The organism is Bradyrhizobium zhengyangense (assembly GCF_022012555.1).
Lineage (GTDB): Bacteria > Pseudomonadota > Alphaproteobacteria > Rhizobiales > Xanthobacteraceae > Bradyrhizobium > Bradyrhizobium zhengyangense.
This window is the reverse complement of record NZ_JAKLTZ010000003.1, coordinates 930,232-954,210: the sequence shown is the minus strand read 5'-3', so window position 1 is coordinate 954,210 and position 23,979 is coordinate 930,232. Positions and strand designations below refer to the sequence as shown.

Sequence of the window (23,979 nt, the reverse complement as noted above, 5' to 3'; positions counted from 1 at the left end):
GTATCGTGTCATGAGCGCATTGCTCGAACACGTCATGGCGCCGGAGGTCAGGCCGTTCGCGATCGCGGCAGCCATGATCCTCATCGTCGGCACGCTCGAAGTGGTCACCATGCTGGTCGGGGCCTCCTTGAGCGAGATGCTCGGCACCAGCATCGATTTCAGCCATCCCAGCGACAATGGCGTGATCAACGCCATCTCCTGGATCAATGTCGGCGGCGTGCCGCTCTTGATCTTCCTGCTGCTGGCGCTGGGCGCCTTCTCGATCACCGGCTTCCTGATCCAGGACGTCGCCCGAATGGTGGCCGGGCCCTTGCCGGCCAGTCTCGCCTCGCTTGCGGCCGTCGTCGTCTCGGTCCCGCTGGTCCGCGGCGCGAGCCGGGGCATCGCGCGGATCATTCCGAAGGATGAAAGCTACGCGATCGGCCTCGGCGATCTCGTCGGCCGCGTTGGCGAGGTCGTCGTCGGCCCGCTCGACCAGGGTCCGCCCGGCCGTGTCAGCGTCGCCGATATCCACGGCAACCGCCACTTCGTCTCGGCGGTGGCCGCTCCCAGCTCAGCGCCTTTGCCGCAGGGCACGCTGGTGCTGCTGGTCGACCGCGTCGATACCCGCTTCGTGGCTGTCAGGGCCGACGATGAACTGAAACCGACCAAACCCGCTCTAAGCAGCAGCTAAGTCATTTTTGGAGAAAGTCATGTTCGACATCGCAGTCCCGGCCATGATCGGCGTCACGCTGATCATCGTCCTCGGGATCATCTTCACCATCCTCTACAAGCGCGCCACCCGCGACGAGGCCTTCGTACGCACCGGCCTTGGCGGCAAGAAGGTCGTGCTCGACGGCGGCGCCATGATCCTGCCGATCTTTCACTCCTATGCCAGCGTCAACCTCAAGACGCTCAGGCTCACGGTCGAGCGCAAGGAGCGGGAGTCGCTCATCACCAAGGACCGGCTGCGCGTCGATATCGTCGCCGAATTCTACGTCCGCGTTCGCCCCGATGACGAGAGCATTGCGCTCGCAAGCCAGACCTTGGGCGCGCTGACCAATGACGCCGAAGCTCTGCGCAACCAGGTCGAGGCGAAATTCGTCGACGGCCTGCGCTCGGTGGCGGCGACCATGACCATCCTGGAATTGCAGGAAAAGCGCAGCGATTTCGTCAAGCACGTGCAGGCGACCGTCGAATCCGATGTGAAGTCCAACGGTCTCGAGCTGGAGTCGGTGTCGCTCACCAAGCTCGACCAGACCGACGTCAAGTTCTTCAACCCCGAGAACTTCTTCGACGCCGAAGGCCTGACCCAGCTCAAGACCATCACCGAGACCCGCCGCCGCGACCGCAACGCGATCGTGCGCGACAACGAGGTCGCTATCGCCCAGAAGGACCTCGAGGCGCGGCAGCAGACCCTGACCATCGAACGCACCAAGAAGGAAGCTGAGCTCTCGCAAGAGCGCGACATCGCCAACAAGACCGCGAGCACCCGCGCCGAAGTCGCAACCGCCACGCAGACCGCCCGCCTGACCGAGGAGAACGCGCGCATCGACACCGACCGGGCGGTTGCCGAGAAGGAGGCTGGCGCCAAGCAGGTCAAGGAAACTGCGGTCATCGAGTCCGACCTCGCCATCAACAAGCGCAAGACCGACGCGCAGCGCGAGATCCAGATCGCGACGCAGGAGAACGAGATCCAGATCGCATCCAAGAGCAAACAGACCTCGGAAGCCGTGGCCAACGCCAAGGCGGCCGAAGCACTTGCCGTTTCCGCAGAGGAAAAGGTGGTCACCGCGCGCGCGGTCGAGGTCGCGGACCGCGCCCGTCTGACCCAGGTGCTCGCCGCGCGCACGGAGGCCGAGCGCAAATCGACCGAGCTGATCGTCGCGGCCGAAGCCGAGAAGAAGGCCTCGCTCGACCGCGCCGAGGCCGTCAAGACACTGGCGACCGCCGAGGCTGAATCCAACAAGATCAAGGCGGTTGGTGTCCGCAATATCGGTGAGGCCGAGGCGGCCGTCATCACCATGAAGAACGAAGCGCAGAACAAGCTCGGCGCCAACGTCATCGATTTCGAGATTGCAAAGAAGCGGATCGAGACGATGCCCTCGGCGCTGGCGGAGATGGTCAGGCCGATCGCCAACCTCAAGGACGTCCGCATCCTGCATACCGGCGGCGCGTTCGGCGGCAACGGCGTCGGCGGCGGCAATGTCGGCTTCGGCGAGGGGCTCGCCGGCGAGCTCCTCAAGGTGCACGCCCTGCGGCCGATGATCGACGAGATCCTGCGCCAGAGCGGCTTTGCGACGGGCGACGATCCGGTGAAGACGCTGGTCGGCGCCGTGACCGGCAAGGCCAATGGTGCGGCGGTAACGCCGGCAGCGGTGCCTGCCCCGGAGAAAACAAACTCCGCCGATCTGTGAATGCCGGTTCATTGCTGCTGAGAAATCGAAACGATAAGAAATTGCCCGTGCGCGTCTCGCGTCGCGCACGGCTCCGGAGTGCAGTTCGATAGTGTGTCGAACCTTTCGACTGCGCTCCGGACGAATTTCTCGAGGCAACGCCATTTGTTGCCGCGGCGCCTGCGCCGATCGACGTCAGGCGCTGAGGCCTGTTTCTATCAGGGGATTTTCATATGAAGTATTTTCTCTCCGGACTGATCGCCGTCGGCCTGTCTCTCGCCGCCACGGCGGCCTTCGCCGCCGATTCCCGCAACGTCACCGTCGTCAACGAGACCGGCTACGCCATCAAATTCCTGGGCTTCAATGCCCCTGATGATGGCCTGGACGAATGGGACAACGAACTTGACAAGGTGTTGCAGAACCAGGCGAGCACCTATGTCGAGTTCGACGATGACGACGAGGGGTGCGTTTGGAACATCCGCGTTGACTGGCAGAACTATGACGAGTCCGTCCTGTGGAAGAACGTCAACCTCTGCAAGTTCACAGCGCTGCGGCTGCGCTACGACCCCCGCACCAAGACCACCTCGTTCGTCGCCGAGTAACCCGGCCTGACCCAAGCCCGAGGAAGGGCTGGATCAGCCCTTCCTCGATGCTTTGCGGATGATGACGAATTCGTCCTTTGCAAGCGCAATCGGCTTTGTTATACGCAGCGCGCGCGAACGAACGGTTCGCCCTTTTCCTCGGTAGCTCAGCGGTAGAGCATCCGACTGTTAATCGGATGGTCGCTGGTTCGAATCCAGCCCGGGGAGCCAAATTCCGCTTTATTTTCAGTTGTTTGTAGGCGTGCATTGATGTCGCACGCGATCTAGCTCGATCAATCCCTCAGCGCCGCCACGCCGGTATCCCCCGCAGAATCGCGTTCAAGCGGACGTGTACGCCGAGACGCACACCGCAAAGCAAGCGGCACCAAATCGACTTAATTCACATCGAGCGTTGCTGGGCCGGACTCTTACGGAGCTGATTCCCATGCCCGACATCCAGATCGACCGTGCCCGCCGGGCCCCCTCGATTCTACCGGCCGACGTCCCTGAATTGAGCGACGATGAATGCCTTGCTTGTCTTGCCCGCGCGGTCGAGACCCCCGATTCGGCGCGGCTGGACGAAGTGGCCGCCCTCATTGGCCGTCTGGCAGTTGCGATCGAATAAGCCGTCGCACCTCCATGCTCTAACGTTGCGCAACCGTTGGCTGACCGGCCAACGGACTTGTTGCGTTTTCGCGGAGCCTGTTCCAAAGATGCCGCAAATTCATCTCCGCGGCATCGTCCGCCTTGCAGGGTCCGCAAATGTCCGGTTTCTCGACCGCGCGCCAAAAAATGGTCGATGGCCAGGTGCGCACCAATGATGTCACCGATCGCCGCATTCTCGATGCCATGTTCACGGTTCCCCGCGAGGCCTTCGTGCCGGCGAGCCGACAGGCGCTGGCCTACCTCGACCTCGATCTCGACGTCAGCGAAGGCGCTGCCAAGCGTTATCTGATCAAGCCGCAGCTGACCGGCAAGCTGCTCCAAGCCGCTGAGATCGGCGAGGGCGACAACGTGCTGGTCGTCGGCTGCGCGACCGGCTACCTCGCCGCGCTGACCGCGAAGCTCGCGCGCCAGGTTACGGCCACGGAAGGCGATTCGGCTCTGGTTGCCAAAGCCAAGGACGCGTTTGCCAACCTCGGGCTCACAAACGTGACCTGCAAGGCCGCCGCCTGCGCCGAGGGCGACCCGGCCGCCGCGCCCTATGACGTGATCGTCCTCAACGGCGCGACCGAGGTGACGCCGGATGCTCTGTTTGGTCAGCTCAAAGAAGGCGGACGCCTGGTGGGGGTCTCGGCCGAATCCAGGCCGTCGCGAGCCATGATCGTTACCCGCTCGCACGGCGAATTCGGCTATCGGCCGCTGTTCGATGCGGCTGCCCCGGTGCTGCCCGGCCTGGAACGGGCCGCCGCCTTCGTCTTCTGACGGCTGAAATCCCGTTAAAATCCCGTTCTGAATCAGAAGTGTGGCCGGGATGCTGCACGTGAAGAGTTTCCGCTGGGAACTACTCGGGGGTAGTTCCGTCGCGCTTGACCGCGTCCTATGTTGCTGCGGGGCAACGACTCCACTCGGATACGGTAACCAGGCTCGCGGGCACGAGCTTGGCGTGAGAATGAACGGAATTTCAGGGATGCATAGGGTGAAGCTTTTCACCGGAGCAGCGGTTTCGGTCCTGCTGACGGCGCTTGCCGGGCCGACGCCTGCATTGGCGGATACGATCGAGGCTGCGCTGGTGCGCGCCTATCAGAACAATCCGCAGCTCAACGCACAGCGCGCCCAGGTGCGCTCGACCGACGAAGGAGTGCCTCAAGCTCTGTCGGGCTATCGCCCCACCGTCAAACTGAACCTTAGCAGCGGGTATCAATATCAGGACGTCCAGGCGACGCAGAAGGGCCTCGCCATCCATAGCGATCCGCCCCTTCAGCCCAACGCCGCCAGCGTGACCGTTAGTCAGACGCTGTACAATGGCAATCAGACCGCCAACAAGACGCGGGCAGCGGAGAGCCAGGTCTCCGGTACGCGCGAAGCACTGCGCAGCATGGATCAAAGCGTGCTTCTGAGTGCCGCTACGACCTATATGGACTATCTGCGCGACTCCGCGACCCTTGAAGTCCAGCGCAGCAACGTGCGTGTTCTCGAACAGACGCTGAAGCAGACGCGTGATCGCTTCAACGTGGGCGAGGTGACACGCACCGACGTCGCGCAATCCGAAGCGCAGCTGGCTGCCGGCAAGACTCAAGCGCTGACAGCGGAATCGACTCTCACGACGACGCGCGCGAATTTCCGCCGGGTCATCGGCAACGAGCCGTCGAATCTCGCACCCGGATCCCCGGTCGACCGGTTCCTGCCGCCAACGCTTGCCTCGGCAGTCGAGCTCAGCCTGACGGAACATCCCGATGTCACGGCTGCGATGTATGGCATCGACGTCAACTATCTCCAGGTCAAGGTCAACGAAGGCGCATTGCTGCCGACGGTCACCCTCAATGCGACTGCCAGCACAGCCTACCAGCAGCAGCTGACGGTTTTCCGAACGAATACCGCATCCGCCGTCGCGACGGCCTCCGTGCCGATCTATCAGGGCGGTGCAGAATATTCGCTGATCCGCCAATCCAAGGAAAACCTGGCACAGCAGCGTCTGAACCTCGAGAAGACTCGTGACACTGTCCGCGCGAACGTGGTGCAGTTCTGGGGGGCTTTGCAGGCCGGCAAGGCGCAGGTGCAGTCCGCGCAGGCGCAGGTCACCGCGTCCGAGATCGCGCTGAACGGTGTGCGCGAGGAAGCCAAGGCCGGTCAGCGCACGACCCTCGACGTCCTCAACGCCCAGCAAGCGCTGGTCAATGCGCGCGTCGCGCTGGTCACCGCACAGCACGATCGGGTCGTTGCGTCCTACAACGTGCTCGCAGCCGTCGGTCGCCTTGCACCGCAGGTGCTCGGCCTAAACACCACCGTCTACGATCCGAGCGTGCACTACCACCAGGTCCGCGACAGCTGGGTCGGCGTGCGTACGCCCGACGGACGCTGATTGCCGTAGTTCTCCGGTCGGCCTCGCAAACTTGCAGAGACCGACCGGCGCTTTGCTTGCAATCGTCAAAAGCCCTGACATAGCCTTGCCAAGAAGCTGCTGGTCGATTCGGCCCGCATCCAATGTTGCGTGCGTAATGCTTGAGTGACGGGGCAGGGGCGCGCCGCCTCACTTTGAGCCGTGATCTGGGGACAAGTCTGGCTGTCGCGACGAAAATGTCGGACGACCCATCCGGAACCGGCCAATGCCGTCGTGCTTGGTGTAAAACAGCGCATGCGAGGGCGTTGATGATGTGGAGTCGGAGATGACGCAGCCTGCAAAGGTCACAGAACCCTCCATGGAGGAGATTCTGGCCTCGATCCGGCGCATCATTGCTGATGACGAGGCGAAGCCGCCGCCGGCAGAGGCTGCAAAGCCCGCACCTGCACCCGCGGCAAAGCCGATGGCCGACATCCCTCCGTCCAAAATCGCGCCTGCAAAACCTGCCGCCGAAAAGCCCGCGCCGCCGCCGGCTGCGAAGCCCGCGCCGCCTCCGTCGCCCGCGCCCGCCGCCGATGCCGGCCCCAACAACCAGGACGACATCGACGCGCTGCTGGCGGGGCTGGACGAGGCCACGTCTGCGCCTGAGGTGCGAGCTCCGGAGCCAGAACCCGAGCCTGAGCCAGAGCCAGAGCCCGACGTGCTCGAGCTGACCGACGAGATGGCGTTGGATCCCGAGCCGACACCGGCGCCGCCGCCGCCGAGCTTCCACAGGGTCGAGCCGCGCGACGATCTCGAATTCGCCGAGGCACCGCCGCCGCGTCCAACGCCTCCGCCGTCCTACGCGCCGGTCGATTACGACGCGCCGCCGCTGCCGCCGCAGCAGCCGATTCTGGCCCAGTCGACCGTCTCGGCGGTCGAATCCGCCTTCAATTCGCTGGCTCACACGGTGCTCAGCAGCAACGCGCGGACGCTGGAGGACCTGGTCAAGGAGATGCTGCGCCCGATGCTGAAATCCTGGCTCGACGACAATCTGCCGGGCCTGGTCGAACGCATTGTGAAGGCCGAAATCGAGCGGGTCTCACGCGGCGGTCGGTGACGGCCGAAGCCAAGCCCTCATAAAGCCCCGCTTGAGCGCCATATTCGGCCTGCCGAACGGGCCGGAAAGCCCTTTTGCCGCTGAGCTTTCCGTTGACTTGAGCCCCGCGCGCGGCTTTCTAGCAGCCCCATGATCGAGAAAAATTACCAGCCCGCCGATATCGAAGCCCGCATGTCCGTGGTGTGGGAGGACAGCCTTGCCTTCAAGGCTGGCCGTCCCGACCGCCGCGACGCAGTGCCCTTTACCATCGTGATCCCGCCGCCGAACGTGACGGGCTCGCTGCACATGGGCCACGCCCTCAACAACACGCTCCAGGACATCCTGTGCCGGTTCGAGCGCATGCGCGGCCGCGACGTGCTGTGGCAGCCCGGTACCGACCATGCCGGCATCGCCACCCAGATGGTGGTCGAGCGGCAGCTGATGGAGCGCCAGCAGCCCGGGCGCCGCGAGATGGGTCGCGAGAAGTTCCTGGAGCGGGTCTGGCAGTGGAAGGCCGAGAGCGGCGACACCATCATCAACCAGCTCAAGCGTCTCGGCGCCTCCTGCGACTGGTCGCGCGAGCGCTTCACTATGGACGAGGGCCTGTCCAAGGCCGTCATCAAGGTGTTCGTTGAACTGCACCGCGACGGCCTAATCTACAAGGACAAGCGGCTGGTGAACTGGGACACCAAGCTGCTCACCGCGATCTCCGATCTCGAAGTGCAGCAGACCGAGGTGAAGGGTCACCTTTGGTACCTGCGCTATCCGATCGAGGGCAAGACCTTCGATCCGGAGGATCGCTCGACCTTCATCGTGGTTGCCACCACGCGGCCCGAGACCATGCTCGGCGATACCGGCGTAGCCGTGCATCCCGAGGACGAGCGCTATCAGAAGCTGATCGGCAAGAACGTGGTCCTGCCGCTGGTCGGCCGCAAGATCAGGATCGTCGCCGACGAATATTCCGATCCGGAAAAGGGCTCGGGCGCGGTGAAGGTGACGCCGGCGCACGACTTCAACGATTTCGAGGTCGGCAATCGCCACGGCCTGCGCCGCATCAGCGTGCTGGACAAGGAAGGATGCCTCGACCTCGTCGACAACGAGGATTATCTGAAAGGCCTGCCGGAAGGCGCCGCGCAATTCGCCGAGGAGTTCAACAAGGTCGACCGCTTCGCGGCGCGCAAGCGCATCGTCGAGCGGCTGGAATCGTTCGGCTTCGTCGAGCGCATCGAGCCGCACACCCACATGGTCCCGCACGGTGATCGGTCCAACAGCGTGATCGAGCCGTATCTCACCGATCAGTGGTATGTCGACGCCAAAACGCTGGCAAAGCCTGCGATTGCGGCGGTGCGTTCGGGCGAGACGACCTTCGTGCCGAAGAATTGGGAGAAGACCTATTACGAGTGGATGGAGAACATCCAGCCCTGGTGCATTTCGCGCCAGCTCTGGTGGGGCCATCAGATCCCGGCTTGGTACGGCCCAGACGGCAAGGTGTTCGTCGCAGAGACCGAGGAGGAGGCGATCAGCCATGCGCTCGGCTATTATGTCGAGCAGGAAGTCATCACGGTCGAACAGGGCCGCGAAATGGCGCTCGACCGCAACAAGCGCGAAGGCTTCATCACGCGCGATGAGGACGTGCTCGACACCTGGTTCTCCTCAGCGCTGTGGCCGTTCTCGACGCTCGGCTGGCCTGAAGATGCGCCCGAGGTGCAGCGCTACTACCCGACCAACGCGCTGGTGACCGGCTTCGACATCATCTTCTTCTGGGTCGCCCGGATGATGATGATGGGCCTTCACTTCATGAAGGAGATCCCGTTCTCGACGATCTACATCCACGCCCTCGTCCGCGACGAGAAGGGCGCCAAGATGTCGAAGTCCAAAGGCAACGTCATCGATCCCCTCAACCTGATCGACGAATATGGCGCCGACGCGTTGCGCTTCACGTTGGCTGCGATGGCCGCGCAAGGGCGCGACATCAAGCTCGCCACCAGCCGCGTCGAAGGCTACCGCAATTTCGCGACCAAGCTCTGGAACGCCTCGCGCTTCGCCGAGATGAACCATTGCGCCGTGCCCGAAGGTTTCGAGCCGGCCAAGGCCAAGGAAACGCTGAACCGCTGGATCGCCCATGAAAGCGCGCACACCACGCGCGAGGTGACCGAAGCCATCGAGGCCTATCGCTTCAACGATGCCGCCGGCGCGATCTACCGCTTCGTCTGGAACGTCTATTGCGATTGGTATGTTGAACTCGCCAAGCCCGTCCTGCTCGGTCCCGATAGCCCCGCAAAGGACGAGACCCGCGCCATGGTCGCCTGGGCGCGCGACGAGATCCTGAAGCTGCTGCACCCCTTCATGCCCTTCATCACCGAAGAGCTGTGGGAGGTGACGGCCAAGCGCGATGGCCTGCTCGCACTGGCACCATGGCCGCTGAAGCGGGCTGAGCCGACACCGGAGCAGCTTGCGATGCTCGCGGCTGCAGCCGGGCCGACCGATCCGCTGGTCTCGCCGGCGTTCGTGATGCCGATCTTCGACCACGCCGACTTCACCGATCCCAAGGCGGAGGCGGAGATCGGCTGGGTGATCGACCTGATCACGCAGATCCGCTCGGTGCGCGCCGAGATGAATATTGCACCGGCGACGCTGACGGCCCTCGTGCTCGCGGGGGCCTCGGCCGAGACCAGGGAACGTGCGCCACGCTGGACCGACGTCATCAAGCGCATGGCGCGGCTGTCGGACATCTCCTTCGCCGATCGCGCGCCTGACGGAGCGGTTCAACTCCTCGTGCGCGGCGAGGTCGCGGCGCTGCCGCTGAAGGGCGTGGTCGATTTCGCCGCCGAGCGTGCACGCCTCGACAAGGAAATCGGCAAGGCCGACGCCGACATCAAGCGTGCCGAGTCCAAGCTCGCCAACGAGAAGTTCGTCGCCAACGCGGCCGAAGAGGTCGTCGAGGAAGAGCGCGAAAAGCGCGAGGCAGCGCTCGCCCGCAAGGCCAAGCTGCTCGAGGCGCTGGAGCGGCTGAAGCAGGCGTCGTAGGCCTATTTCGGAAACGGCTTGCTGAGGAATTTCGAGCCCTTGACGCCATAGCGCCAGGGTAGCTCGACCGCCTTGGTGATGCCGATCCGGATGCCAGTTGCGACCTCGAGATCCTCCGTCCGCGCATGCAGCGCGATCGGCGGCCGGTCCAAGGGCAGGGTGTTGTGCGCGATGGTGATGCCGAGCGCCTCGGTCAGCTTGCCCGGACCCGAGCACAGTGCGTGCACCTCCTGGAGATGGCGCCGTCGGCGCATTGCGGCGAGGCCATGGGTCGGCTCCAGCGCACGGATCAGCACGGCGCTGGCCGAGCCTGCGGCCTCGCAGACGAAGTTGACGCACCAGTGGATGCCGTAGGAGCGGTAGACATAAGCAAAGCCGGGCGGACCGAACATGATCTGGTTCCGCGGCGTCGGGCCATTGTAGGAGTGCGCCGCCGGCTCGGTATGATGATAGGCCTCGACCTCGACGATGATCCCGCCGACGCCGTCGACCAGCATGGTGGCCCCGATCAGGTCGTGAGCGACCTCGCGGACGTCGCGGTCGAAAAAGCCGCGCTTCAGGGCTTTGCCGAGCCGGGGTGTGGAAGTCTTCGAGACTGGAGCCATTCGAGGTGAGAATCGCCTGAGAACAGAGCAGGATATTGCCCATATCTGCCATGTTCCCTGAAGCGGCGCGAGCCGGGTTGCGGCAGGCAGCCAGACCGACTAGGTAGGACCTGAACAGACCGGACAGATCATGGTCGTTATTGTCGATACCATCACGAACCCGCTGCGCCCGCGCCACCCCGAAAAGGTGAACCGCCCTGATTCCGCTTCGCCGCCGAAGCCGGACTGGATTCGCGTGCGCGCGCCCAACACCCGCGGCTATGCCGACACCCGCAACATCGTGCGTGCCAACGGCCTGCACACGGTGTGCGAGGAGGCCGGCTGCCCGAACATCGGCGAGTGCTGGGACAAGAAGCACGCGACCTTCATGATCATGGGCGACACCTGCACCCGCGCCTGCGCCTTCTGCAACGTCAAGACCGGCCTGCCCAACGCGCTGGATACGGCCGAGCCGCAGAACGTCGCAGAGGCTGTCGCCAAGCTGGGTCTCGCCCACGTCGTCATCACCTCGGTCGACCGCGACGATCTCGCCGATGGCGGAGCCGAGCATTTTGCCCAGACCATCCGCGCCATCCGCGCCGCCTGTCCCTCGACCACCATCGAGATCCTGACGCCGGACTTTTTGCGCAAGGAGGGAGCGCTCGAAGTCGTCGTCGCCGCGCGGCCCGACGTATTCAACCACAATCTCGAGACCGTGCCGTCGCGCTATCTCACGGTGCGGCCCGGTGCGCGCTACTTCCACTCGATCCGGCTGCTGCAGCGGGTCAAGGAGCTCGATCCCACCATCTTCACCAAATCAGGCATCATGGTCGGCCTCGGCGAGGAGCGCCACGAGGTGCAGCAGGTGATGGACGATCTGCGCTCGGCCGACGTCGATTTCCTGACCATCGGGCAATATCTCCAGCCGACCCGCAAGCACCACGCCGTGATGCGCTACGTGCCGCCGGACGAGTTCAGTTCTTACGAAAAGGTCGCCTACACCAAGGGCTTCCTGATGGTGTCGGCGAGCCCGCTGACACGCTCGTCGCATCACGCCGGCGAGGACTTTGCGAGACTGAAGGCCGCTCGGGCCGCGACCGCGCGCTGAACCGATATGCCCAAATTTTCGAGCAAGCGCCGTGTCAATCACAGCGCACCCGAGATGTTTGATCTGGTCGCCGACGTCGAGCGTTACCCGGAATTCGTGCCGCTGTGCAGCGCGCTGAAGATCCGCCAGCGGATGGCGAAGCCCGACGGCACCGAGGTGCTGGTCGCCGACATGACTGTGTCGTTCAAGCTGGTCAAGGAATCCTTCACCAGCCGCGTGACGCTCGACCGCGCGAATCTGAAGATCCTGGTCGAATATCTGCAAGGTCCCTTCAGCAATCTCGAAAATCGCTGGACGTTCGAGGCGAGAGGCCAGCAGGACGGCAATGAATTCTGCGACGTCGGCTTCTTCCTCGCCTATGAATTTAAGAGCCGCATGCTGGCGATGCTGATGGGGTCGATGTTCGACGCGGCGTTTGCGCGGTTTTCAACCGCGTTCGAAAAGCGGGCGGATGCGATCTACGGCCGGCCGAAGCTGGCGTCGTCCTGATCAATCCACGGCTTTGACGACATCCGGCGGCTGCGAGGCGTAATACGCTGCGGCAGCATCAATCTCCTGAGGCGTCATCGCGCGGGCGATGTTGCGCATCTGCTGGCTGATGTCATTGCGGCGCTCGCCTTCGGCAAACGCCTGGAGCTGAGCTTTCATGTAGGCCTCGGACTGTCCTTCCAGCCACGGGCTGCCGGTCTTGTTGTCGAGGCTGCCATGGCAGGCGCCGCAGGGTGCGATGCCGCGCAGCGGCGCACCAAAGATGACGATGTTGGGCTTCGGTAGTTGCGGCGTCGGGTGATAGGCCGGAAGCCGTGGCAAATAAGCATAATAGTTTGAGAGGTCGGCGATTTCATCGTCGGTCAGGTTGACGGCAAACGGCGACATCACGGCATTGCTGCGCGCACCGGAGCGGAAATCGTGCAGCTCCTTGTAGATCACGGCGGCATATTGGCCGGCGAGGTTCGGCGAGTCTGCGCGGCTAATGCCGGTCGGACCGTGACAGATGGCACAGCGCTGCGCCAGCGTCGCACCGCGGCCGATCGCTTCCTGGCTTGGACGCGACAGCGTATGCGAGGTCAGGACGACATCGGACAGACGTTTTGTCTCTTCGGGCGCTGTGACGGTCGCGGTCCGTTGTACCACGCCTGCGGCGCTACAGATCGCGTCCCAGACATTGGCGAACTGGATCCAGGGCTGGGCAAAGGGCAGCACGATAAAGCCGGCAATCGCGGTCACAATCAGGATTGCGGCAATGATGCCGACGCCCCGCGTGAAATGAGGATTGTTGAGGGAGAAAAGGTCGCGGGCGCTCATCACTGCGCTCCCACATAGACGGCTGGCACCGACGTCCCCGTGGTCGCGAGGTTGAGGATCGGATAGCCGTAGTTGGTGATGGTGAGCGCTATCATCAATGCCACCCACAGCGCATGGGTGTTGAGTGCAACGGGCACGGTTGCCGGCTGGTGCATGGCGACCGCAAAGCGATAGGCGCCGGCGTCGACCTGAGGCGCACGCATGCCGCGCGCCAGGATGACAATGAACATGATCCCCGAGGTCAGCAGGACGAAGCCGCCGATCGCGGAGAATATCACCGAAAGCGCCTGCGGCGCGATCGCGGGATCGGCGAAGTCGAAATAGGCCATGCGGCGCGGCATGCCCAAAATGCCGACCCAGTGCCACGGGAAGGTGGTGACGACCATGCCGATGAACCACAGCCACAGCTGGGTGCGGATAAGACGGACATCGATCAGCTCGCGTCCGGTCAGATGCGGCCATAGATCATAGGCGATCGCAAAATACATGATGACGATGGCGCCGCCGAAGATCAGGTGGAAATGACCGGTGATCCACTGGGTGTTGTGGATGGACGCATCGAGCTGATAGCTCATGTTGATGAGCCCGCCGGCGCCGCCAAAGCCGAGCATGACGAAGGAGAACGCCAACGCCAGCATCATCGGATTGTCCCAGGGCAGGGCCCTGAGCCAGCCGAACAGGCCGCGGCCACCGCGAAGCCGCGCCGCGATCTCGACCGAGGCGCAGATCGTGAACACCGTGAGCAACGTCGGCAGCGCCACCAGCGCGGTGAAAGCCGAATGGATGAACTTGAAGCCGGCGCCGACTTGCGGATCGGCGAAGGTGTGGTGCATGCCGATGGGCATGGCCACCACCAGGAACAGGATGAAGGAGATCCGCGCCATGCTGTCCGAGTAGACCCGGCCGCCGATTGCGCGCGGCACGATCGTGTAATAGGCGATGTAGGTCGGCATCAGCCAGAAATAGACGATGGCGTGGAGCGTCCAGGAGAAGAACACCCGGGCAAGCCCCGCATCGATGGTGTTCTTTAGCCCCGCGGCGACGGGAATGATCTGGAGCAGCAACTCGAGCGCCGCGCCGACCGCGGTCCAGGCCCAGAGATAGGAGCCGGCGACATTGGCGAACATCGCGAGCGGCACCGGCGCCCCAGGATGGGCCTTGCGCCAGATGCGCAAGTTAATCGACATCAGCGCGACCCAGATCCAGGAGCCGACCACGACGAGCACGACCCCGAGGTAGTAGAAGATGTTGCCGATCAGCGGCGGATAGAACGTGTAGAGCACGGAGGCGCGCCCGAGCGCGATCGGGATCACCGCCATGATGCTGCCGGCGACGATCAGCCAGAATCCGGTCCAGGCCCAGCGCACGCCGACCAGGCGCTGCTCCAGCGCGGACTCGCTGATGGCATAGCCAAATCCCATCGCGACCAGCGTCGGGAACACGTAGCCCATGACTGTGCCGTGCGCGGTCAGCGAGCGGTAATAGAGCTCGGGGTTGGAGAGCCAGGTGCCGAGCGGGCTACGAATGAACATCTGCCAGGCGCCAAGCGTCAGCGCGACGCCGAACACCGCAAACGCCAGCCAGAAATGGGCGAGAATGAGCTTCCTATTGACCAACACAGCTCAGCCTCCCGCCGGCCTTCGCGCGATTTGCGAAGTCAGTCTTGTCGATCACCTTGATCTTGCCCCACATGCCTTCATGGCCGAAGGAGCAGAACTCCTGGCAGGGCATCAGATAGTCGCCGGTCTTCGTAAAGCGCATCAGCTGCTCGGAGATGTAGCCCGGCACCAGCATGGTGTTGACGTTGGTGCCCTGGACCAGGATGCCGTGCACGACGTCGGCGCTGGTCGCGCGCAGCGTGATCGGCGTATCGACGGGCACCACGATGCAGGCCGGCGTGAAGGAATATTGCTGGCCGATCGCGCGCACGGTGACATTGCCGTTGGCTTCCAGCACGCTGCCGAGATTGCTCTCGACGAACTCGCCCGAGAGATGGATGCGCGAGGGATCGGTGGTCTCGACCCGCGGCTGCGGCATGGTCGCACGATGGATGCCGGCGAAAGCCGCGAGCAACGCCATGCCCACGATGATGATCACGGCAATCGTGGCCCAGCGCCGCTCGACGCGCGCCGCGACCTCGACGCTGCCGTGGGCTTGCCCTGTGCTCATTGCAGCGACCCGCGCGGCAGGAAGACGAACAGATAGAACGCGAGCCACATCGCGACCACGCAGGCCGTGGCGATGCCGGCCAGCACAATCGCCCCTGAAGGCCCCTGGGCAACGACTTCCTCGACGGCCTGATCGGCGGCTGCTGGGCTGGTTGGAGGATCGGAATTGAACATGGCGGATCTCAATTCAAAGGCGCGGAGCGCAGCTCGTTGGCCTCGCGCGCCGAGACCGGCGAGCCACGATTGCCCCAGGCGGTGCGGATGTAGGAGACGACGGCGGCGACCTCGTTGTCGGAGAGGAGGCCCGCGAAGGGCGGCATGCCATAGGGCATCGGGTTGCCCTTGGTACCCGGCGGATAGCCGCCGTTGAGCACCATGCGGATCGGGTTGACCGCCGACTGCATCTCGATCGACTGATTGTTGGCGAGCGGCGGCCAGTGTGGCGGCTTGCCTTCGCCCTGCGTGCCGTGACAGCTCGCGCAATTCTTGTCGTAGACGGTCTTGCCGAGGCTGATCAGCAGGCTGCTCTCGGTGTTGGGCAGAACGGAGCTTGCGGGCGGCGGTGACGAGCCTTCCGCGATGCCCTTGAGGTAGACCGCCATCGCCTTGGTGTCTTCGTCATTGAGAAATTGCAGGCTGTTGTGCACGACCTCGGCCATCGGCCCGTAAACCACGCCGCGCGCGGAGACGCCTGTCTGGAGCAGATCGGTGATGTCCTTGATGCTCCAGTCGCCGAGGCCGGCCTCGCGGTTGGAGGTGAGCGAGGGCGCGTACCAGTTCTGCATGGGAATCAGACCGCCCTTGAAGGCGTCGGACTGCGACGTGCCGCCAAGCGCGTTGATCGGCGAATGGCACATGCCGCAATGGCCGAGGCCCTCGACCAGATAGGCGCCGCGATTCCACTCGGCCGATTTGCTCGGATCGGGCTTGAACTCGCCCTCACTAAAGAACAGCGTGCGCCAGCCGAGGATGAGCTGGCGATTGTCATAGGGGAAGCGTAGATCGTGCTCGCGGTTTCGCTGGTTCACCGGCGGGATCGACTTCAAATAGGCGAAAATCGCGTCGGTGTCGGCGCGTGTGACCTTGGTGTAGGACGCGAAAGGCATTGCCGGATACATCAGTCCACCGTCGGGAAAGCGGCCATAATGCATCGACTTGTAGAAGTCCTCCGCGGTCCATTTGCCAATCCCGGTCTCCCGGTCCGGCGTAATGTTGGACGAATACAGCGTCCCGAACGGTGTTGGCATGGCGCGCCCGCCGGCGAAGGTTCGGCCCTCCGGCGCAGTGTGGCAGGCAATGCAATCGCCGGCGCGCGCCAGATATTCGCCGCGCGCGACGAGTTTGGTGCCGGCGGGCTCGACCTGCTGCGCCTCCACGGTCGAACCGGCCATGAGCAACAGCCACGTGCCAAGGATTGGTGAGCACCAATGCATCCCCATCTCCTCAATCCCCTTCACTGCCGCAGGCGAATGGCAGCACGTAGGTGCCCTTGGGCACCGGAGCAAGGTTCACCGGGGCCTGACGGCTTGCAAGCCATGCCGCGACTGCGGTGACGTCCTCCTCTGTCAGCCGGGCAGCGACCTGCTGCATGCAGTCCGGGGCCTTCGCGGTGCGGGTGCCGTAGCGCCACGCCCCCAATTGCGCGCTGATGTAGTTCGGCCGCAGTCCGAGCAGGCCCGGAATTCCCGGCTCCATTCCGGTCAAGGCCGGTCCGTGGCAGCTCCCGCAAGCCGGTATCTGGCGCTGAGGGTCACCACGCGACACCAGGAGCTGACCGCGCTGCAGCACCTCCTGGCTCGCATCGTTGGCTGCGACGGGCGGCAAAGGCGGATGCTGATCGGCGAAATACTCCGCCATTTGCTGCAAATACGGATCGGTGAGGAATTCCAGCAGGTAATTCATCGGCGGGTACTTCCGCCGGCCACTCTTGAAGGCGAGGAGTTGATTGTAGAGATAGCCCGCGGGCTTGCCGGCGAGGCGCGGGAAATAGACATCGCTGGTGCCTTCGCCTTTGTTGCCGTGGCAGGGCGTACAGGCCTCGACCCGCGCCGCCATCGTATCGGGCGGCAGGCTCGCCGTTTGCGCGGCCGCACCATCAAAGGCGGCCAGAGTGGCGACAAGTACGGCTAAGGCCGTGGCGCGAGCGAACACTTTGTCGCCCTCCAGAATGCTGATCCGGTTGATTCCGGATCACAACGTAGGGCAGCATTATTGCGGCAATATTTTTCCGCGCAAGTTCGCAATAGGGCGATGACGTTCGGTCGCGCCGCTGCATCGCGCTTCGCGATCGTTTCGAACAAAATTGTGTGCGTTTTGACAAGAACGCATGTCGCCGCATCCTCGCTGCATGTCTTGCCCGAGCCTTGTTTCATTTCTTCACCCTCTGATGTCAGAGGCGGCTCACCAACTGCGCACATTTGGAGTGACAAGTGCAATTTGTGCCAAAACGCTTTGGACTGACGGAACGCCCCTTGCCGTGGGCGGCACACCCGCATCAGCTGCATTCGTGAGAGATGCAATTACAATCCGAGTCGGGCGCAGGGCTTACGTAGCAGGACCAGGAGACATGGCGCGTTGGAGGCAATCGTGGAGCGACGACGACCTCGATCGGCTCAGGAAGCTTGCAGGGACCAAGCCAATCACAATGATCGCGAAGGAGCTCGGTCGTACCACGGGAACCGTGCTCGCGAAGGCAATCGAGCAAAAGCTTCCTGTCATCCCTCGGATCAAGCGAACCTCGCAAGGATCGAACCTGCCTTGAGCGTCGAACCCGTCTCGATCGATTCCCGGATGTCAGGTCGACCCCATCTATGCGATTAAGCCGCTGGCCGGCGGTTGGTATCTCTCCGGTCGGTCGGTTGCGCCTCGCGGTTAGCGCTTCGCGCAGCCGCGAGGCTGACCCACCCTTACGAAAGCCGAGAGAGCGCTCAACCCCGCGGCGACCGTGGCGGCCTGCGCTTTGTCGCATGCCGGCGCGGCGTGCGCGTGACGCGGGGACGCAGGCGGCTCGCGGCGGCGCGTTGCGGCTTGGCGGCAGCTTGCGGGCCGCGGGCGAGCTCCATCAGCATGCGCAGGGCTTCGACCACCGAGCGCTGGCGCACCGCGGTGCGCCCGATCGCGCCAAAACGTTGCTCGCGGTGGATGATGCGGCCGTCGCGCGCCGCAGCGGCGAAATGGACGAGGCCGACCGGCTTGCCCGGCGTGGCGCCGCCAGGGCCCGCGATGCCCGTGATCGCAACGGCAAGGTCGACATCCGCGCGCTCGAGCGCTCCGACTGCCATGGCGGTCGCGGTCTCCTTGCTGACCGCGCCGAAATTGGTGAGCGTGCTTGCCTCGACGCCGAGCATCGCGCGCTTGGCGTCGTTGGAATAGGTGACGAAGCCGCGGTCAATGACGTCGGACGAGCCGGGGATGTCGGTCAACGCACCGGCCACAAGGCCGCCGGTACAGGACTCGGCGGTCGCGATCGTCAGCTTGCGCATCCGGCACAAATCGAGCAGCGAGCGGGAGAGGGCGCGTGCGTCGCTGCCGCCCATGACCTAGACGCTCCAAGTCTTTTCGTTAAATGGCAGGCGGATGGTGGCGCTCGCGGTAGCCGCGATGCCTTCCTCGCGGCCGGTGAAGCCGAGCCGCTCGCTGGTGGTCGCCTTCACCGCGACACGGGAGATGTCGACGCCGGAGATCTCGGCGATGCGCGCGCGCATGGCATCGCGCAGGGGGCCGATCTTCGGCCGCTCGCAGATCATGGTGACCTCGAGATTGGCGATGCGGCCGCCGCGCGCCGTGACGCGCTCGATGGCGTATTTCAGGAACTGGTCGGAGGAGGCACCCTTCCACTTCGCATCGCTCGGCGGGAAGTGCGAACCAATGTCGCCATCGGCGAGCGCGCCGAGGATCGCATCGACCAGGGCATGCAGGCCGACGTCACCGTCGGAATGCGCCAGGAAGCCTTTCGTATGCGGTACACGCACGCCGCAGAGCATCAGATGGTCGCCTTCGCCGAAGGCGTGCACGTCGTAGCCCGTGCCGGTTCTGATATCACCGAGCACGCTGGCCAGGCGCGCTTCCTCGCGCACGAAATCTTCGGGAGTGGTGAGCTTCATATTGGCAACATCGCCTTCAAAGGTCGCAACCGTCAATCCCGCCCATTCGGCGATCGCAGCGTCATCGGTGAAATCAGATCGCCCGTCCTTGGCCGCGCGACGATGCGCCTCGAGGATGACATCGAAACGAAAGGATTGCGGCGTCTGCGCGACTCGCAAGGACGCCCTATCAGGCGTGTCCTCGACGTCACCGTTCGCACTCGTCACCTTGATCGTGTCAGTGACGGGGACGACTGGGATCGCAGCGCCCGTGCGGCTGGCCGCCTCGATCGCGCGCGAGATCACACCCGAAGAGACAAAGGGCCGTGCGGCGTCATGAATCAGGACGATGTCGGGCTTGTGCTTCGCAAGCGCTTCGAGGCCTGACAGCACCGAGGCCTGGCGCGTCGCGCCGCCATTGGCCGGTGCCTCGTGCTTGAGGCCTGCGACCGCTGCCGTGAACATGGCGCTGTCGTCGGGGTTCACTACCGGCTGCACGGCGAACACATCGGGATGGGTGCTGAACGCCTCCATGGCGCGGTAGATCACGGGCACGCCGCCTATCTCGCGATATTGCTTGGGGCCACCGGCGCCTGCGCGCAGGCCACGTCCGGCCGCGACGAGAACGACTGCGGTGCGCTGTGATTTCGCCATAGGACTCAAATATTCAACTGCTAAGGGGGGAGTCGGGGAGTGAGGTGACTGCCGGCATGCCTCTAGCACGGCAGGCCCGCAAAAAAAGGGGGTTTCCCCGGATTGTGGGATTCAGCATTTTGCTGCACTGCACTTGAAAGATCTGCAGAACTGTCTAAACTGTAGGCATGACGCTTGACTGCACAAGAATTGTGCGCAAGATAGATCATGGCAGGCGCGATGAGGCGCCGTCCACGCAACGAGACCCCTGTGACCGGCTCGGCAGTATCAGGCTCTAAGCCATTGAAAATAGGCGATATTGAGATCGCCAATCCGGTCTTCCTGGCACCGATGTCGGGAGTGACGGACTCACCCGTCCGCCGTCTGGCCGCCGAGCTTGGGGCTGGCCTGGTCGTCTCCGAAATGACGGCCAGTGACGAGCTCGCCAATGGTCACCGCATGTCGCGGTTGCGCTGCGAAGCGACCGGTGTTGGGCCCCATGTGGTCCAGCTCGCCGGCTGCGAGGCGCATTGGATGGCCGAGGGCGCCCGGATCGCCGAGGCCGAAGGCGCCGACATCATCGATATCAATATGGGCTGTCCGGCCCGCCACGTCACCGGCGGCCAGTCGGGCTCGGCCCTGATGCGCGACCTCGATCACGCCGTCGGCCTGATCGAAGCGACGATATCAGCGGTGAAAGTGCCGGTGACGCTGAAGATGCGGCTCGGCTGGGACGATCGCACCCGCAACGCGCCTGAGCTGGCCCGTCGCGCGGAAGCCGCCGGCATCAAGCTCGTCACTGTTCACGGCCGCACCCGTTGCCAGTTCTATAAGGGCGAGGCCGATTGGGATGCGATCCGCGCGGTACGCGAGGCGATCTCCATTCCGCTCGTCGTCAATGGCGACATCACGTCTTACGAGAAAGCGCTCGCGGCGCTCGAGGCCTCCGGCGCCGATGCCGTGATGATCGGTCGCGGCGCCAACGGCCAGCCCTGGCTGCCGGGCGAGATCGGGCGGCGGTTGAAGGGTGGGGCGGCCGAAGCCGCGCCCTCGCTCGCGACGCAGCTGCATTATGTCCGCACGCTTTATGAGGGCGTTTGCGCACTCTATGGCCTGCGTGTCGGCCTCAAGCATGCGCGCAAACATCTCGGCTGGGCGCTCGATGTTGCGGCCGAAGCCAGCGGCGTGTCGGTCGAGACGTTGAAGGCCTGGCGCCAGAAGATTTTGACATCCGAGGATCCGGGCCTCGTCCACCGGTCGTTGCAGGATGCCTTCGACGATTTTGCATGGAGCGCCGCTGCATGAGCTCAGCCGCTGACCATCGCAAACCGGCCGACAGCGAGGCAATTCTCGATGCCTTGCCCAACCCCGTGCTGATGATCGGGCCGGACGGCAAGATCGTCGCCGCCAATATTGCGACCGAAGCGTTCTTCGAAATCTCGACGCAGTTCCTGAAGCGGCAGTCGCTGAAAGAGCTGGTGCCGTTTGGCAGCCCCTTGCTGGCGCTGATCGACCAGGTGCGCTCGTCGAACTCGCCGGTCAACGAATACAAGGTCGATCTGGGCACGCCGCGCATGGGCGGCGACCGCCAGGTCGATCTTCATGTCGCCCCGCTCACCGAGCGCCCTGGCCATATCGTGGTGATGCTCCAGGAGCGCTCCATCGCCGACAAGATGGATCGCCAGCTCACCCACCGCAGCGCTGCGCGCTCGGTGATAGCGCTAGCAGCGATGCTTGCGCATGAGATCAAGAATCCGCTCTCGGGCATCCGCGGCGCGGCGCAGCTCCTGGAGCAGCAGGCGTCGTCCGAAGACCGCATGCTGACCCGCCTGATCTGCGATGAGGCCGACCGCATCGTGACGCTGGTCGACCGCATGGAGGTTTTTGGCGACGAGCGCCCGGTGGTGCGCGGCCCCGTCAACATCCATTCCGTACTCGACCACGTGAAGCGGCTGGCGCAGTCGGGCTTTGCCCGCAACATCCGCTTCATCGAAGACTATGATCCCTCGCTGCCTCCAGTGCTGGCCAACCAGGACCAGCTGATCCAGGTGTTCCTCAATCTGGTGAAGAATGCCGCCGAAGCGCTGATCGACGTGCCTGACGCCGAGATCCAGCTCACCACCGCGTTCCGCCCGGGCGTGCGCCTGTCAGTCCCCGGTCAAAAATCCCGGGTATCCCTGCCGCTCGAATTCTGCGTGAAGGACAATGGACCCGGCGTGCCGGACGATCTTCTGCCCAACCTGTTCGACCCGTTCGTGACCACCAAGCAGACCGGCTCTGGCCTCGGTCTTGCTCTGGTCGCGAAGATCGTCGGCGATCACGGGGGCATCATCGAATGCGAGTCTCAGCCGCGCAAGACCACCTTCCGCGTGCTGATGCCGATGTACTCGACATCGGTCAAACACGCAGATCACAGCAGTCGCGACGGCTCTGCCGGGAAGTCGTCGTCTGCATCACAGGGGGCAAAATGAGGATTAACGATGCCCGCAGGTAGCATTCTCGTAGCTGATGACGACACCGCCATCCGCACGGTTCTCAACCAGGCACTTTCCCGGGCCGGGTATGAAGTCAGGCTGACCGGCAACGCCGCGACGCTATGGCGCTGGGTCAGCCAGGGGGAGGGCGATCTCGTCATCACCGATGTGGTGATGCCGGACGAAAACGCCTTCGACCTGTTGCCGCGGATCAAGAAGATGCGGCCGAATTTGCCCGTCATCGTCATGAGCGCGCAAAACACGTTCATGACGGCGATCCGCGCCTCCGAGCGCGGCGCCTATGAATATCTGCCTAAGCCCTTCGACCTGAAGGAGCTGATCGCGATCGTCGGCCGTGCGCTCGCCGAGCCGAAGGAGCGGGTCGCGACGCCCGACGATGACGCCGAGATGGAGGCTATCCCGCTGGTCGGCCGCTCGCCGGCGATGCAGGAAATCTACCGCGTTCTCGCGCGCCTGATGCAGACCGACCTTACCGTGATGATCACGGGCGAGTCAGGCACCGGTAAGGAGCTGGTGGCGCGCGCGCTGCACGATTACGGCAAGCGTCGCAACGGTCCGTTCGTCGCGGTCAACATGGCGGCGATCCCGCGTGACCTCATTGAATCCGAGCTGTTCGGCCACGAGCGCGGCGCCTTCACCGGCGCCAACACGCGGGCGTCCGGCCGGTTCGAGCAGGCCGAGGGCGGCACATTGTTCCTCGACGAGATCGGCGACATGCCGATGGAGGCGCAGACCCGCCTGCTGCGCGTGCTTCAGCAGGGCGAATACACGACCGTCGGCGGCCGCACCCCGATCAAGACCGACGTGCGGATCGTTGCTGCGTCCAACAAGGATCTGCGTGTGCTGATCCAGCAGGGGCTGTTCCGCGAGGACCTTTTCTTCCGCCTCAACGTCGTGCCGCTGCGGCTGCCGCCCTTGCGCGAGCGTATCGAGGATCTTCCGGATCTCGTGCGTCACTTCTTCGCGCTCGCTGAGAAAGACGGCTTGCCGCCGAAGAAGCTCGATGCGCTGGCGCTTGAGCGGATGAAGCAGCATCGCTGGCCCGGCAATGTGCGCGAGCTGGAGAATCTCGCCCGACGCCTTGCTGCGCTTTATCCGCAGGACGTGATCACCGCATCCGTCATCGACGGCGAGCTGGCGCCGCCCTCTGTCAGCCCGGGTGCCGCCGTCCAGCAAGGTGTCGACAATCTTGGCGGCGCGGTGGAGGCCTATCTCTCATCGCACTTCCAGGGTTTCCCGAACGGCGTGCCGCCGCCCGGCCTCTATCACCGCATCCTCAAGGAGATCGAGGTGCCGCTGCTGACGGCTGCGCTGGCCGCCACCCGCGGCAACCAGATCCGCGCCGCCGATCTGCTCGGCCTCAACCGCAACACGCTGCGGAAGAAGATCCGGGATCTCGATATCCAGGTCTACAGGAGCGGGGGTTAGCCATCGCGACAAACGCTATACACGTTTTCGCGGAGGTGGCTCAGCTCCCCCTACCACAGCGGAGCTGAGCCTGTCCGGATCGCGCTGGCCGTTCGTGGCAGGCGCGGAGATCAG

Annotated in this window: 22 protein-coding genes and 1 tRNA gene; 14 read left to right on the top strand and 9 right to left on the bottom strand. The window is 64.1% G+C overall.

Translation table 11 applies throughout. The features are described from left to right. Window positions 1-10: 10 nt before the first annotated feature. From L6639_RS15130 to L6639_RS15090, 9 genes are all read left to right on the top strand, one after another. Window positions 11-673 (top strand): OB-fold-containig protein, encoded by a 663-nt coding sequence (locus tag L6639_RS15130; RefSeq protein WP_237862470.1) that lies wholly within the window; start codon window positions 11-13, stop codon window positions 671-673. Between the two features lie 19 nt (window positions 674-692). After that, entirely contained in the window at window positions 693-2,396 is a 1,704-nt protein-coding gene (locus L6639_RS15125) for a flotillin family protein (protein ID WP_237862469.1), read from the top strand. Window positions 2,397-2,608: 212 nt separating this feature from the next. Further along, window positions 2,609-2,977 (top strand): hypothetical protein, encoded by a 369-nt coding sequence (locus L6639_RS15120; RefSeq protein WP_237862468.1) that lies wholly within the window; start codon window positions 2,609-2,611, stop codon window positions 2,975-2,977. Between the two features lie 135 nt (window positions 2,978-3,112). Continuing rightward, window positions 3,113-3,187, top strand: a tRNA-Asn gene (locus L6639_RS15115). A gap of 214 nt (window positions 3,188-3,401) precedes the next feature. Next, window positions 3,402-3,581 (top strand): hypothetical protein, encoded by a 180-nt coding sequence (locus tag L6639_RS15110; RefSeq protein ID WP_237862467.1) that lies wholly within the window; start codon window positions 3,402-3,404, stop codon window positions 3,579-3,581. A gap of 137 nt (window positions 3,582-3,718) precedes the next feature. Further along, window positions 3,719-4,381, top strand: coding sequence for a protein-L-isoaspartate O-methyltransferase family protein (locus L6639_RS15105; RefSeq protein WP_237862466.1), 663 nt, complete (start codon window positions 3,719-3,721; stop codon window positions 4,379-4,381). A 205-nt stretch (window positions 4,382-4,586) separates the two neighbouring features. Further along, a complete protein-coding gene (locus tag L6639_RS15100) occupies window positions 4,587-5,978 on the top strand; it encodes a TolC family outer membrane protein (protein ID WP_237862581.1) in 1,392 nt (463 codons plus the stop codon). Window positions 5,979-6,282: 304 nt separating this feature from the next. Further along, complete coding sequence (locus tag L6639_RS15095; RefSeq protein WP_237862465.1) at window positions 6,283-7,056, top strand: PopZ family protein; 774 nt, start codon at window positions 6,283-6,285, stop codon at window positions 7,054-7,056. A 129-nt stretch (window positions 7,057-7,185) separates the two neighbouring features. Continuing rightward, a complete protein-coding gene (locus tag L6639_RS15090; RefSeq protein WP_237862464.1) occupies window positions 7,186-10,062 on the top strand; it encodes a valine--tRNA ligase in 2,877 nt (958 codons plus the stop codon). A gap of 2 nt (window positions 10,063-10,064) precedes the next feature. On the opposite strand, the gene L6639_RS15085 is transcribed toward L6639_RS15090, so the two are convergent. Next, complete coding sequence (locus tag L6639_RS15085; RefSeq protein ID WP_237862463.1) at window positions 10,065-10,667, bottom strand: DNA-3-methyladenine glycosylase; 603 nt, start codon at window positions 10,665-10,667, stop codon at window positions 10,065-10,067. Between the two features lie 130 nt (window positions 10,668-10,797). Here L6639_RS15085 and lipA point away from each other — a divergent pair, with 130 nt between their 5' ends. Further along, the gene (lipA, locus tag L6639_RS15080; RefSeq protein WP_237862462.1) at window positions 10,798-11,754 is read left to right on the top strand and encodes a lipoyl synthase; all 957 of its coding nucleotides are present in this window, start codon (window positions 10,798-10,800) and stop codon (window positions 11,752-11,754) included. Window positions 11,755-11,760: 6 nt separating this feature from the next. Continuing rightward, complete coding sequence (locus L6639_RS15075; protein ID WP_237862461.1) at window positions 11,761-12,243, top strand: type II toxin-antitoxin system RatA family toxin; 483 nt, start codon at window positions 11,761-11,763, stop codon at window positions 12,241-12,243. Here L6639_RS15075 and L6639_RS15070 read toward each other — a convergent pair whose 3' ends face one another. The 8 genes from L6639_RS15070 to L6639_RS15035 all read right to left on the bottom strand — a co-directional run bounded on the left by L6639_RS15070 (window position 12,244) and on the right by L6639_RS15035 (window position 19,963). Continuing rightward, entirely contained in the window at window positions 12,244-13,059 is an 816-nt protein-coding gene (locus L6639_RS15070; protein WP_237862460.1) for a c-type cytochrome, read from the bottom strand. It lies immediately after the preceding gene. Further along, on the bottom strand, window positions 13,059-14,678 hold the full coding sequence (locus L6639_RS15065; protein WP_237862459.1) for a b(o/a)3-type cytochrome-c oxidase subunit 1: 1,620 nt from the start codon (window positions 14,676-14,678) through the stop codon (window positions 13,059-13,061). The genes L6639_RS15070 and L6639_RS15065 overlap by 1 nt, the downstream gene beginning before the upstream one ends. Beyond that, the gene (locus L6639_RS15060; RefSeq protein ID WP_237862458.1) at window positions 14,665-15,228 is read right to left on the bottom strand and encodes a cupredoxin domain-containing protein; all 564 of its coding nucleotides are present in this window, start codon (window positions 15,226-15,228) and stop codon (window positions 14,665-14,667) included. The genes L6639_RS15065 and L6639_RS15060 overlap by 14 nt, the downstream gene beginning before the upstream one ends. Next, the gene (locus L6639_RS15055; protein ID WP_211395848.1) at window positions 15,225-15,401 is read right to left on the bottom strand and encodes a hypothetical protein; all 177 of its coding nucleotides are present in this window, start codon (window positions 15,399-15,401) and stop codon (window positions 15,225-15,227) included. Before L6639_RS15055 ends, L6639_RS15060 begins: the two co-directional genes overlap by 4 nt. Before the next feature lie 8 nt (window positions 15,402-15,409). Beyond that, entirely contained in the window at window positions 15,410-16,618 is a 1,209-nt protein-coding gene (locus L6639_RS15050) for a cytochrome c (RefSeq protein WP_237862457.1), read from the bottom strand. A 52-nt stretch (window positions 16,619-16,670) separates the two neighbouring features. Beyond that, window positions 16,671-17,378, bottom strand: a complete 708-nt coding sequence (locus L6639_RS15045; RefSeq protein WP_237862456.1) for a c-type cytochrome — start codon at window positions 17,376-17,378, stop codon at window positions 16,671-16,673. A 776-nt stretch (window positions 17,379-18,154) separates the two neighbouring features. Next, on the bottom strand, window positions 18,155-18,763 hold the full coding sequence (locus tag L6639_RS15040; protein ID WP_237862455.1) for a CinA family protein: 609 nt from the start codon (window positions 18,761-18,763) through the stop codon (window positions 18,155-18,157). 3 nt (window positions 18,764-18,766) lie between these two features. Then, complete coding sequence (locus tag L6639_RS15035) at window positions 18,767-19,963, bottom strand: bifunctional 2-C-methyl-D-erythritol 4-phosphate cytidylyltransferase/2-C-methyl-D-erythritol 2,4-cyclodiphosphate synthase (RefSeq protein ID WP_237862454.1); 1,197 nt, start codon at window positions 19,961-19,963, stop codon at window positions 18,767-18,769. A gap of 282 nt (window positions 19,964-20,245) precedes the next feature. Between L6639_RS15035 and dusB the strand changes: the two genes are divergently transcribed. Genes dusB through ntrC form a run of 3 tightly spaced genes read left to right on the top strand, consistent with a single transcriptional unit; the run spans window position 20,246 to window position 23,865 of the window. After that, on the top strand, window positions 20,246-21,247 hold the full coding sequence (gene dusB, locus L6639_RS15030; protein ID WP_237862453.1) for a tRNA dihydrouridine synthase DusB: 1,002 nt from the start codon (window positions 20,246-20,248) through the stop codon (window positions 21,245-21,247). Beyond that, window positions 21,244-22,413, top strand: a complete 1,170-nt coding sequence (locus L6639_RS15025) for a two-component system sensor histidine kinase NtrB (RefSeq protein WP_237862452.1) — start codon at window positions 21,244-21,246, stop codon at window positions 22,411-22,413. The genes dusB and L6639_RS15025 overlap by 4 nt, the downstream gene beginning before the upstream one ends. Before the next feature lie 9 nt (window positions 22,414-22,422). Further along, the gene (gene ntrC / locus L6639_RS15020) at window positions 22,423-23,865 is read left to right on the top strand and encodes a nitrogen regulation protein NR(I) (RefSeq protein ID WP_237862451.1); all 1,443 of its coding nucleotides are present in this window, start codon (window positions 22,423-22,425) and stop codon (window positions 23,863-23,865) included. Window positions 23,866-23,979 lie beyond the last annotated feature (114 nt).

Excerpts from the sequence above, each read along its gene's own strand:
- L6639_RS15050 (WP_237862457.1), bottom strand. The coding sequence starts at position 16,618 with ATGGCCGGTTCGACCGTGGAGGCGCAGCAGGTCGAGCCCGCCGGCACC.
- L6639_RS15035 (WP_237862454.1), bottom strand. The coding sequence starts at position 19,963 with ATGGCGAAATCACAGCGCACCGCAGTCGTTCTCGTCGCGGCCGGACGT.
- L6639_RS15130 (WP_237862470.1), top strand. The coding sequence starts at position 11 with ATGAGCGCATTGCTCGAACACGTCATGGCGCCGGAGGTCAGGCCGTTC.
- L6639_RS15090 (WP_237862464.1), top strand. The coding sequence starts at position 7,186 with ATGATCGAGAAAAATTACCAGCCCGCCGATATCGAAGCCCGCATGTCC.
- lipA (WP_237862462.1), top strand. The coding sequence starts at position 10,798 with ATGGTCGTTATTGTCGATACCATCACGAACCCGCTGCGCCCGCGCCAC.
- L6639_RS15125 (WP_237862469.1), top strand. The coding sequence starts at position 693 with ATGTTCGACATCGCAGTCCCGGCCATGATCGGCGTCACGCTGATCATC.
- L6639_RS15040 (WP_237862455.1), bottom strand. The coding sequence starts at position 18,763 with ATGGGCGGCAGCGACGCACGCGCCCTCTCCCGCTCGCTGCTCGATTTG.
- L6639_RS15085 (WP_237862463.1), bottom strand. The coding sequence starts at position 10,667 with ATGGCTCCAGTCTCGAAGACTTCCACACCCCGGCTCGGCAAAGCCCTG.
- L6639_RS15055 (WP_211395848.1), bottom strand. The coding sequence starts at position 15,401 with ATGTTCAATTCCGATCCTCCAACCAGCCCAGCAGCCGCCGATCAGGCC.
- L6639_RS15095 (WP_237862465.1), top strand. The coding sequence starts at position 6,283 with ATGACGCAGCCTGCAAAGGTCACAGAACCCTCCATGGAGGAGATTCTG.
- L6639_RS15110 (WP_237862467.1), top strand. The coding sequence starts at position 3,402 with ATGCCCGACATCCAGATCGACCGTGCCCGCCGGGCCCCCTCGATTCTA.
- L6639_RS15105 (WP_237862466.1), top strand. The coding sequence starts at position 3,719 with ATGTCCGGTTTCTCGACCGCGCGCCAAAAAATGGTCGATGGCCAGGTG.
- ntrC (WP_237862451.1), top strand. The coding sequence starts at position 22,423 with ATGCCCGCAGGTAGCATTCTCGTAGCTGATGACGACACCGCCATCCGC.
- L6639_RS15120 (WP_237862468.1), top strand. The coding sequence starts at position 2,609 with ATGAAGTATTTTCTCTCCGGACTGATCGCCGTCGGCCTGTCTCTCGCC.
- L6639_RS15070 (WP_237862460.1), bottom strand. The coding sequence starts at position 13,059 with ATGAGCGCCCGCGACCTTTTCTCCCTCAACAATCCTCATTTCACGCGG.
- L6639_RS15060 (WP_237862458.1), bottom strand. The coding sequence starts at position 15,228 with ATGAGCACAGGGCAAGCCCACGGCAGCGTCGAGGTCGCGGCGCGCGTC.
- L6639_RS15075 (WP_237862461.1), top strand. The coding sequence starts at position 11,761 with ATGCCCAAATTTTCGAGCAAGCGCCGTGTCAATCACAGCGCACCCGAG.
- L6639_RS15100 (WP_237862581.1), top strand. The coding sequence starts at position 4,587 with ATGCATAGGGTGAAGCTTTTCACCGGAGCAGCGGTTTCGGTCCTGCTG.
- L6639_RS15025 (WP_237862452.1), top strand. The coding sequence starts at position 21,244 with ATGAGCTCAGCCGCTGACCATCGCAAACCGGCCGACAGCGAGGCAATT.